Genomic DNA, 2,745 nt, shown 5'->3' with positions numbered 1-2,745 from the left:
GCCCACGGTCCCCAGGCGACGGAGGTCGCCGCCAGGCCCCGCGCGCGGCGCTGCTCGGCGAGCGCGTCGAGGAAGGCGTTGCCCGCCGCGTACGCCGCCTGCCCGCCGCTGCCCCACACGCCGGCGATGGAGGCGAACAGCACGAACGCGTCCAACGGCCGGTCGCCGAGCAGGGCGTCCAGGTGCCGTGCGCCGGCCACCTTGCCGTCGAGCACGGCGGCGAACGCCGCGAGATCCGTCTCCGCGATCATGCCGACGTCGCCGGCGCCCGCCGCGTGCACCACGGCGGTCAGCGGCGCGGCGTCCTCGTCCAGGCTCGCCAGCAGCGCCGCCACCTGGTCGCGGTCGGCCACGTCGCAGGCGACGACCGACGCCCGGACGCCCTGGGCGGTGAGTTCCTCGCGCAGCTCCACGGCCCCCGGGGCGCGCTCGCCACGGCGGCTGGTCAGCACGACGTGCTCCGCCCCGTTGGCCGCCGCCCAGCGGGCCACGTGGGCGCCGAGCGCGCCGGTGCCGCCGGTGATCAGCACCGTGCCGGACGGCTGCCAACGCTCCGCCGCCCCGACGGCGGCGGGCGCCGACCGGAGCAGCCGCCGGACGAACACCCCGGAGGAGCGTACGGCCACCTGGTCCTCGTCGCCGCCGCCCGTCACCACCCGGGCCAGCCGGTCCCACGCCGTCGCGTCGGCCTGCTCGGGCAGGTCCACCAGGCCACCCCACAGCTGGGAGTGCTCCAGGGCCGCCACCCGGCCCAACCCCCAGAGCGCGCCCTGGGCGGCGTCGCGCGGGACGTCGTCGTCGCCGGTGCTGACGCCGCCCTGGGTCAGGCACCACAGCCGGGTCGTCGCCCCGGTGTCGTGCAGCGCCTGGAGCAGCAGCAGCGTGGCGGCCGTCCCGACCGGTACGGCCGGGTGGGCGGGGTGCGGCTGCTGGCGGAGGCCGAGCAGGGAGAGCACGCCGGCGACGGGCCCGTCGGCCAGTGCGGCGGCCAGCCGCCGGGCGAGGTCCGCCCGGTCGGTGCCGGCCGCGTCGACGGTCAGCCGGACCACGTCGGCGCCGACGGCGGCGAGGGCCTTGGTGACCGCCTCCGTCCGCGTGCCGTCCGTGACGTCGTCTCCCGCCGTGACGAGCAGCCATGCGCCGGGCCTGCCCGGTACGGCGGCGAGGTCGGTCCGCTTCCACCCCACGCGGTACGACCAGGCGTCCGCGACCGCCCGCCGCGTGCGCGCCCGGTGCCAGGTCGACAGGGCCGGCAGGGCCGGGGTGAGGGCGTCCAGGGCGGCGCCGTCCTCGCCGAACTGCGCGGCGAGGGCGGTCAGGTCGCCCCGCTCGACGGCGGCCCAGAAGTCGGCGTCGTCGCCGTGGGTCGCCGACTGTCGCGGCCGGCTCGCCGGCTCGGGCCAGTAGCGCTCGCGCTGGAAGGCGTACGTGGGCAGGTCGACGCGCCGCGCGCCGGTGTCGGCGAACCACTGCCGCCAGGACACGGGCACGCCGTGCGCGTGCAGCTCGGCGAGGGCGTGCAGCAGCGCGTGCGCCTCGGGCCGGTCCCTGCGCTGGGCGGCGACGGCCAGCGCGGCGTCGTCGGGCAGGACGTCGGCGGCCATCGCGGTCAGGACGCTCTGCGGGCCGACCTCCAGGAACGTGTCCACGCCGGCGGCCTTCAGGGCGGTGACCCCGTCGGCGAAGCGCACCGCCTCCCGGACGTGCCGCACCCAGTACTCCGGGGTCCGGATCTCCTCGGCGTCGGCGAGCGCACCGGTCACGTTCGACACGACCGGCAGCAGCGGCGCCGCGAACGTCAGCCCGGCCAGGACCGCCCGGAACTCGTCGAGCATCGGCTCCATCAGCGGGCTGTGGAACGCGTGACTGACCGTGAGGCGGTGGGTGCGGACGCCCCGCTCGCGCCAGACCCGCTCCACCTCGTCCAACGCCTCGACGGCACCGGAGACCACCACTGCGGTCGGCCCGTTGACCGCCGCGATGCCGACCCGATCGGTCAGCCCGGCGATCGACTCCACGGACGTCGGCCCGTTGGCCGGCGCGATGCCGACCCGATCGGTCAGGGCGGCGATCGACTCCACCACGGCCTCTTCCGAAGCCGCCACCGCCAGCATTCCCCCGCCGGCCGGCAGCGCCTGCATCAGCCGGCCCCGCGCCGCCACCAGCGCGGCGGCGTCGGCCAGCGACAACACCCCCGCCACGTGCGCGGCCGTCACCTCACCGATCGAATGCCCGCCCACGAGGTCCGGCACCACACCGAACGACTCCACCAGGCGGAACAGCGCCACCTCGACCGCGAACAGGCCGGCCTGCGTGAACACCGTCTGGTCCAACAACGCCGACTCCGGCGTGCCCGCCTCGGCGAACAACACCTCCCGCAACGGACGCGGCAGCAGCGGGTCGAGCTGACCGCACACCTCGTCCAGCGCGGCCGCGAACACCGGGAACTGCGCGGACAACTCCCGACCCATCCCGGCGCGCTGCGCGCCCTGACCCGAGAAGACCACCGCGAGCTGACCCCGCTGCCCGCCCGGACCCGTGACCACGCCGGCCGAAGGCTCGCCCGCCGACAGGGCCTCGAGACCCGCCAGCACCTCGGCCCGGGTCGCGCCGGACAGCACCGCCTGATGCTCCAACACCGACCGCGACACCACCGACGACCACGCCACGTCCAACGGACGTACCGTCTCGTCACCGCCCAGCCACGCCGCCCACCGGCCCGCCTGCGCCGACAGCCCGACCGCG

1 protein-coding gene is annotated in these 2,745 nt (G+C 77.0%); it reads right to left on the bottom strand.

Annotated features, from left to right (window positions below):
• On the bottom strand, nucleotides 1-2,745 hold a 2,745-nt coding region (locus ACWENR_RS30365; protein ID WP_452280372.1), incomplete at both ends, for an SDR family NAD(P)-dependent oxidoreductase.

Source organism: Micromonospora sp. NPDC004336, from assembly GCF_053602615.1.
This window is presented reverse-complemented; position numbering and strand designations above follow the sequence as displayed.